Source organism: Mucilaginibacter sp. (assembly GCF_028288205.1).
In the GTDB taxonomy this organism is placed as follows: Bacteria; Bacteroidota; Bacteroidia; order Sphingobacteriales; family Sphingobacteriaceae; genus Mucilaginibacter.
On the sequence record NZ_JAQBOD010000013.1, the window covers coordinates 1 to 8,208 of the forward strand.

Below are 8,208 nucleotides of genomic sequence, written 5' to 3' on the forward strand. Positions count from 1 at the left end.
ACTTCAGTCCATAAAATGATTTTGGTATTTCCAGGTTATCCAACACTTTTTCATGAATGGCATCAATAAGCTGGATACTTTGAGTACCCTGGCCGTTATTACTTACTGCCATTAGCCTGCCGGTAGCAGAAACAGCAATATTCAATGGTAAATCTCCAACTTCTAATGATCTTCCGGCAGGGGTAAGTGACCATCCATTTGGTAGCAGAACATGCTTTAAATCAGGAGCAGGAGATGAAAACTGCCCTCCATTTGTGGCTTTATCCTGGCTATATCCAACAGCATAAATAACCAACAGCAGCATTAAAATTTTAATTGTTTTCATAGATTTTATTTTAAATCTTATTCCCATTTAACATAGGCTTTGGTGGCATTAACCAGGTAAACAAAGCTGCTGTATACAGCAGCTTTGTTATTATGAACAATTATATTTATTTATTAAAAAGTATATCCCGGGTTTTGTACTAATCCTGGATTTACATTCCTTTCGGATAATGGTATAGGATACAGTAAGCGGAAGGGCTGAACATTATATGAAGCTGTTGATAAATAAGGGTGCAATACTTTTAGCTGAGTAGCAAAAGCAGACATTACATTTATGGCAGTTCCAGTTCTAAGCAGGTCAAACCATCTGTGATTTTCAAAAGCTAACTCTATGCGTCTTTCATGTGCTATAATAGTTCTTAATGCAGTTTGGTCAGTGGTGGTAATATTATGTAAAGCATTTCCAAAAGCCCGGGCACGTACTGCATTTAAACCGGTTAAAGCCGGACCTGATTTACCCTGTTCGTTTTGTGCTTCAGCCAACATCAATAAAGCATCGGCATAACGGTAAACAGGCCAGTCATCGTCTGTGTTATTGGCTGTAGCTACCGGGTTAAGCACTTTTTTATCAAATGGACGGCCAATCTTACCTGCAGCAGGCTTATAGTTTATAATACTTTTATAAGCAGATATAGTAAAAATATAACTTGAATTATAAGTTCCTTCTGCTATGCCGATAGAAGCATCCAACCGTGTATCTCCGGGTTCGTAGGCATTCAGCAAATCTTGTGTTGGAACATTCCAGCCACCGGAGGTGGAGTTATTGGTTGTAACACCGCTGGTTATTAATTTGGTGTCTGTTGTGCGTGGTAAAAACAGGTAGATAAAACTACTTTGCTGCCCCCCTGAAGCACCTGCCATATACTGTACTTCAAAAATAGATTCAACACTGTTTTTATTAGTACTTGAGAACACAGATGCATATGTTGGCAATAAACCATAGCCCATACCTGGTAAAGTAGTTAATAAGGTTTCGGCACCGGCATAATTCTTTTGCGTCATATAAATATCAGCAAGCAGCATGGTTGCCGCACCTTTAGTAGCCGCTCCGGTTTGTTGCCCTTTAGCAAAAGCTACCGTAGGAAGTTTGGTTATGGCATCACTTGCATCAGCAATAATCTGCTTGTATATATCATCAGCAGATGCACGCGGTATAAAAGCCTGATCAGCAGTGGTTACTTCATGTAATGATAAGGGTACACCACCAAAATATCTTACCAGCCTGAAATAATATAAAGCTCTTAAAAATTCAGCTTCGCCCTGTATTTCGCTTTTTGAACTTGCACTAACGGCAGTAGCTGTCTGTAACTTGTCTAAAATAGTATTAGCTCTTGAAATACCAACATAGCAATATCTGTATATATCGCCTGTATAGGAGTCGTAGGCGTCGTCAACCCAATCATGAATATATTCACGATAAACATAGGCTGTACCAACGTTTACCGGATAATAATCATAATCCGCATTATCTGATCGCATTTCTGACATATAGAAGTCTGAATTAAATAAAGCTCTAAGCGTAACATAGGTTGATGCCAAGGCTTGCCTGAAATCGGTTTCTGTTTGATAAAAATTAGCTCCTGATATCTGATCCTGAGGGGTTAGATCAATAAAGCTTTTTTTACATGATGTTACTGTAAAAGCAACCAATGCTATTAATAAATATATCTTTTTCATTTTTTTAAAGGTTATATTAAGCTCTAAGGCTTATTTAAAACTTGCTGAAACACCCATTGAATAGGTTCTGTAAACCGGATAAGAATTTTCATCTATTCCTTCGCCCGTACCATTTAAGCCATTTAAGCTAACTTCAGGGTTAAGGCCTGAATATTTAGTAAAAAACAATGCGTTTGTGATAGACAAGTAAACTCTTAAGTTATTTACTACACCTTTACCTTTTAGCGGTACAGTGTAACCAAGGTTTATATTTTTAACAGCGATGTATGAACCGTCTTCAACCCATTGTGATTCCACATCCCGGCCAAGAGAAGTTGTACCCGTTTCTGTTCTCGGATAAATTCCTGACCCCGGGTTTGAAGGTGACCTCCAGCGATCAGCCACAGCAGCTAACAATCCTCCGCGTGCTCCGTCCATGTTAGTTAAATAAGCCCATTTATCGGCATTTAAAATCTGGTTTCCATAAGAGCCGGCCATGGTGATATTTAAGCTAAATTGCTTATAGTTGAAGTTATTGGTAAAACCATATCTGAATTTAGGATTAGGATTTCCAATATACGTTCTGTCATTAGCATCAATAATACCGTCCCCGTTAACATCCTTAAATTTAATAGTTCCAACATCGGCGGTAGCAAGCGTTTGTTTAGGAGAATTGGCCAGGTCTGCCGCATCTTTATAAAGGCCCTGGAAAACAAATCCATAAAACATCCCTAATGGCTTACCAACTGCTGTACGATCATAATCAGATGAAATGGTATTGTTTCTGATGATATATCCCGGAGATACTAAACTGGTAACCAAATTCCGGTCAAATGAAATATTAAAACTACTGGTCCATTTAAACCGACCATTCAAATTAGTCGTATTTACGGTAAATTCGTGCCCCCAGAATTTTATAGCGCCTATATTATATGCAAGGGATGTAAAGCCGGAGTTTACCGGAATTGGACGGTTCTGAATCAACCCATCGGTTAGTTTATGATAATAATCATAAGTAAAGGATATCCTGTCCTTAAGCAAAGAAATGTCTAACCCTATATCCAGTTGTTTGTTACGCTCCCATGCTAATTGGGCATTACCCAAAGTACTGTTAACAGCACCTGTCTGTAATACATTATTAAAGGTATAATTATAAGCCTGTCCACTTCCAATTTGCGAAATTGGTGCATAATTTGACAGGTTGTTATTACCTGTTAAGCCATAGCTGGCCCTTACTTTTAAAAAATTAACGAATTTAAAGTTATCCATAAACTTTTCATCGCTGAGTATCCATCCTGCCGACACTGAAGGGAAATATCCATATTTACGATCGATACCAAAGCGTGAGGATCCATCATTACGTATAGCCGCTGATAGAATATATTTGCCTTTATAATCATAATTTAAGCGGCCTATGGTGGATAAAAGCGAATAAGCGGTTGTATTGCTGGTGCCTGAAGTAATTATGGTAGCCTGGCTTAAATAAGGTATAGCATCTGTGGACCATGTTGACCCGTTTATTGAGTTGCTTTCCTGAGAAAATTTTTGAGCAGAATAGCCTACCAACGCTTCGATATTATGATCTTTAAAAAAGGTTTTTTTATAATTTAAATAAGCCTCAGCTGTATAGGAATAATTATCAACATATGAACTTGTACCGGTTGAAACAAGGCTTGTAGTTATGGCAGAAGGTATAAAGAGATCCCGCGTTTCGGATCCTTTATCAATACCTATATTTGTTTTTAAGGTAAGTCCTTTTATGATCTCATAATTTAAATAGCCATTTCCAAGTATCCGGGTTGTTTTATAGTTATCTACAGTTTCCATTAGTGTAGCCAATGGGTTAATATTAGCTACCTGGCCGGGGCTGGCCGCGCTATAAGTATAGCTGCCATCAGGATTATAAGGTGATGTTAACGGGCTTGCTTCTGATACTTTTTCAATAACATTTCCAACACCTTCGGTAGCTATCCTGTTGTTATGATCAAGATGATAGCTTGGGGCTATATTGAACCCTATTTTAACTTTATCATTAGCTAAAGAAAGATCCTGGTTAATACGTAAAGAAAATTGCTGCATGCCTGTATTTACAACTACGCCCTGCTGATTAATATAACCTACTACAACTGTTGATTGCGAATGTTCCCTGGCTGTAGCAACCGTTAAATTATACGATTGGGTTGGCGCTTTGCGGGTAATTACGTCAAACCAGTTTGTTCCTGCACCATACCGGCCTGGGTTTTGATAAACCGGGTCAAGCGTAGGTTTAGAAGCAGGCTCATAGGCAAGCTTATCCTGGTAGTATTCGTTCTCAAATTGTGCCCATTGCTGCGCATTCATTAGCTTATAGCGGCCTTTTTGCGGAATAGCCTGAATACCATAATAGGCATCAAAAGTAACTTTTGAATCACCTGCTTTAGCGTGTTTAGTAGTAATCAACACTACCCCGTTTGAAGCGCGTGAACCATATAATGCTGTGGCAGATGCATCTTTAAGTACTGTAAATGATTCGATCTCATCCGGATTAATGTTGTTAATACTACCGGTAATGGGCATACCATCAATTACAAAAAGCGGTTGATTGGTTAAAGATAAGGAGGCTGCACCTCGTATTCTGAATTGAAAGCCCCTGCCTGGGGCGCCATTATTTTGGGTTATCTCAACCCCCGCAACTTTTCCCTGTAGTTCCTGCGCAAATTGATTTGCCGGTATATCAGCTAAATCAGCAGTTTTAATTACTGCAATAGAACCGGTAATTTCACGACCTAACTGCTTACCATAAGAAACATTTACTTCTTCTAAAAGCGCATTGTTTTTCAATATGGCATTCAGTATATAATTTTGATTGGCTTTTACAGTTATGTTCTTATAATCGGTTTTAATATATCCAACAAAGCTAACCGTAATGGAATAGTTTCCCTCTTCCAGGTTCATGGTGAAAAAACCGTTAGCATTGGTTACGGTGGCATTATTGGTACCTGTTACTATAACTGTAGCGCCCGGCAAGGGTAATCCGCCTTCATCAGTTACTCTTCCTGATATTTTGCCGGGTACTGGCTTTTTAACCAATAATATATTGCCTGCACCTTGTTTAAAAGTAATATTTGTACCTGTAAATATCTTGTTTAAGATAGCCTCCAACTGCTCGTTATGAAAATTGGACGATTTTACAAACTTATCTTTTAAACCCAGATACTCAGTATCGTAGGCGAATACCATATTGGTTGCCTGCTCTATTTTTTTTACAGCATCGTAAAGGTTTTCATGATCAAATTTAATGTTGATGCGTTGGTCCAAACTTTGGGCACTTACATTGGCTGCCTGTACATACAGGAGCCCAATTGTTAATAAAATACTAAATGATAAAATAGTAATGCGCATAAATTGCTTCCACAATTGTGTATAGAAATTCATATTTTTGTTTTGCTTTAGTGATAATGAATGAGTTACTGAGCATTGCAGGCCGGATTACCGTCCATTAACCTGCAAAAAATTATGGCGGTTCTGTTCCCGCAGAGCCGCTTTTTATTTAATAGAGAATTATATTGTTCCCCTCCTTTCTGAATTGTGTATTGTGTATCTGACTTATAACTTTTAATAGCTGGTCGGCGGGAATATGATGATCTACCCGCAGGCTAAAATGGTAAGCGTTAACCTGGTTGTTGCCAGCTTTAAGCGATAAGCCAAAAATATTTTTGATGACCAGTGACAGTTCTTTAAAATCAACATCTTTTAAATAAGTATACCCCTGTTTCCAGCTTTGAACCCTGTCTGGATTTACTGTTTTTTGATAATATTTACCACTATCATGATTATAGCTTAGCTCCTGCCCGGGTAGCAGCATAGCCAGTGTATGGCCATTTTTTGTTACCCCTACCTTACCCGTAGCAACTGCTACTTCAGTACTTTTAAGATTTTTATAGCTCCTTACATTAAATGAAGTACCCAAAACCTGTACATTTACATTTGTACTGTGCACTATAAAAGGATGGTACTGATTTCGTTTGACCTCAAAAAATGCCTCGCCTTCATCCAGGTATACTTCCCTAAAATGCCCCTTAAAAGCAACAGGTACCTTTAACCGGCTATCCGCGTTAAGCCATATAACAGAACCATCTGGCAGTGTAACCTGCTTTATTCCTTTTGTGCCGGTTGTTACTGTATAATAAGAGAGGTGTTCTGCTTGTTTTGAAGATGTATATTTCCAGATCAGCAGAGATATGGTTGAAATAATTGCCAGGCTGGCAGCAATACGAAAGAGAGGTAAATAAATAAGTGGGGGATTAGATGTGGCCGCTTTTATTTTATTATGAATATTATCACGTAAAATTTGCGCCTTTTTTTCATCAGGCTGTTGCTCATCAACAGGGTATGATTTATACCAGGCCTCTATTAAAGCACTCTCCGTTTCATTGGATTGGCCTTCTTGATACCGTTTTAACTTTTTTCTAAATTTATTAATATCCATTATTAGGGTTTTCAGTATTAAGTCGCTGCTAACCCCAATAAGTACTTATAATTTATGTAATGTTTATGTTAACTATTTGTAAAGCACAGTTGCTAAAACTGCAATATAGGTTAAATGCTTCCCGGGATATTTTTCTGTAATCACTATACGCAAACGGCGGGTAACTTCTGCTATGTAATTCTTTACGGTTTGATCTGCCAGCCCCAATTCACCGGCAATGGCTTTTACTGAATGATTATCACTCCTTAACAGGTAAACCTTTTTTAACATTTCAGGCATCCCGTTTACCGCATTCTCCAGCGTTCTTTCCAATTCCAGGTAATCAGTAAGCGAACCAATAGAATCTTCTAACAGATTAATTCGCTCTAATGCGTTTTGCATTTGCAGTTCGCTTGCTTTTTTTGATCTGTAATGGCTTATTACACTAAAACGCACCGCGCTATGCAGATAATTTTCCAGCGAAGTTTGGATATCCAGGCTTTCCCTTCGCTTCCATATCTTTATAAATATTTCCTGAACAATATCCTGGGCAGTATCTTCGTCGCCTAACCGGGCAAAAGCTGTTTGGTATAGTTTTTTCCAATAACGATCAAATAAAGCATCAAATGCAAAATGATCGTTTTCTTTAATCTGCTCCAGCAGCTCTGTATCATTGAAATTTCCCTTAAAACTACCTGCCGGTAAAGTTATGCTTCCAATGTTAAATTAGTTTTAACTCATTAATATTGAGATTGCAAAAATTTGGACATCCTAAGAATTTTTTTTTAGTACGCTTTGTTGGGGGCAGACAATTACTTATGTATGCGGCAGAAACGAAATTGTCAATAAAAAAAGGAACACGCGAATCACGTATTTCTTGTGAAGTGCAGAAGTCTGATAAGCTTTTTTACTTTTTTTCAATAATCGCTTTCCTTTCCTCATATTCCTTTTGATTAATTTCGCCACTGGCGAAACGTTCTTTCAGGATGTCCAACGCATCTTCCTTCTGGTGCCGCTGACCGGGGATATTGTATGGAACTGCAAATATCCAGATCAGCAGGAAAATCCACATGCTCCACCTATCCAGTTCATTCCCCAATAATATTGATAGTACCACATAGCTTTAATTAATTTGTTCTTGTGGTAGCCAGGTTTGACGCTGACTTACTGATATTTTTCTCTTGATTTGATATTTAGAGATCAACATCGCATAAAAAACAGGCGCTGTTTAGCAGCGCCCAATAAAAAAATGATACCTATTATATGAGATTATTTAATCTCAATTTGGCGGCTGGCTGTCCTGGCTTCTTCTCTTTTTGCAATATTAATCCTCAACACTCCATCGGTATATTCTGCTTCTATACTTCCCTCGTCCACTGATTCTGGCAAGGTAAAGGAGCGAACAAATGAGGTATAAGTATATTCCCGCTTATTATACTTCTTATCTCTATCCCCTTGCTCTGCTTCCTTTTCCGCCGAGATAGTCAGCATATCGCCATCCAGATTCACTTTAAAATCTTCTTTCTTCAGCCCTGGCGCAGCCAATTCAATATGGTAGTGCCCGTTTGTTTCCGCAATATTTACCGCTGGCACCCGCGATACCATCCGGTCTGACAAAAAGGTATCATTTAAAATAGATTCAAAAATGTTGTCAAACCCGGGGCGTACAAGGCTGCCCTTGCTTTTCCCCTCATCAAATTTTACTAAGGTCATGATAATTCCTCCATTAACATTTGTTCACCGGAATATTCCGGCTACATTGACAACAAGTAGTATATTCG

General features: G+C 38.4%; 6 protein-coding genes and 1 pseudogene. All 7 read right to left on the bottom strand.

What is annotated here, in order from left to right; genetic code table 11:
• Positions 1-325, bottom strand: a pseudogene (locus JWR23_RS03420) (hypothetical protein); the annotation flags it as partial.
• 113 nt (positions 326-438) lie between these two features.
• The gene (locus tag JWR23_RS03425) at positions 439-2,001 is read right to left on the bottom strand and encodes a RagB/SusD family nutrient uptake outer membrane protein (RefSeq protein ID WP_299513026.1); all 1,563 of its coding nucleotides are present in this window, start codon (positions 1,999-2,001) and stop codon (positions 439-441) included.
• A gap of 30 nt (positions 2,002-2,031) precedes the next feature.
• Complete coding sequence (locus JWR23_RS03430; RefSeq protein ID WP_299513030.1) at positions 2,032-5,394, bottom strand: TonB-dependent receptor; 3,363 nt, start codon at positions 5,392-5,394, stop codon at positions 2,032-2,034.
• 115 nt (positions 5,395-5,509) lie between these two features.
• Positions 5,510-6,448 carry a FecR family protein gene (locus JWR23_RS03435; RefSeq protein WP_299513032.1) on the bottom strand — a complete coding sequence of 313 codons (939 nt, stop codon included), beginning with the start codon at positions 6,446-6,448 and terminating at the stop codon, positions 5,510-5,512.
• A gap of 72 nt (positions 6,449-6,520) precedes the next feature.
• Positions 6,521-7,147 (bottom strand): RNA polymerase sigma factor, encoded by a 627-nt coding sequence (locus tag JWR23_RS03440; RefSeq protein ID WP_367277509.1) that lies wholly within the window; start codon positions 7,145-7,147, stop codon positions 6,521-6,523.
• Positions 7,148-7,334: 187 nt separating this feature from the next.
• Complete coding sequence (locus JWR23_RS03445) at positions 7,335-7,544, bottom strand: SHOCT domain-containing protein (RefSeq protein ID WP_299513034.1); 210 nt, start codon at positions 7,542-7,544, stop codon at positions 7,335-7,337.
• A gap of 152 nt (positions 7,545-7,696) precedes the next feature.
• Entirely contained in the window at positions 7,697-8,140 is a 444-nt protein-coding gene (locus tag JWR23_RS03450) for an Hsp20/alpha crystallin family protein (RefSeq protein WP_299513036.1), read from the bottom strand.
• Between the last annotated feature and the right edge of the window lie 68 nt (positions 8,141-8,208).

Bases quoted from the DNA above. Each gene is read 5' to 3' on its own strand.
- JWR23_RS03425 (WP_299513026.1), bottom strand. From the start codon at position 2,001: ATGAAAAAGATATATTTATTAATAGCATTGGTTGCTTTTACAGTAACA.
- JWR23_RS03435 (WP_299513032.1), bottom strand. From the start codon at position 6,448: ATGGATATTAATAAATTTAGAAAAAAGTTAAAACGGTATCAAGAAGGC.
- JWR23_RS03430 (WP_299513030.1), bottom strand. From the start codon at position 5,394: ATGAATTTCTATACACAATTGTGGAAGCAATTTATGCGCATTACTATT.
- JWR23_RS03450 (WP_299513036.1), bottom strand. From the start codon at position 8,140: ATGACCTTAGTAAAATTTGATGAGGGGAAAAGCAAGGGCAGCCTTGTA.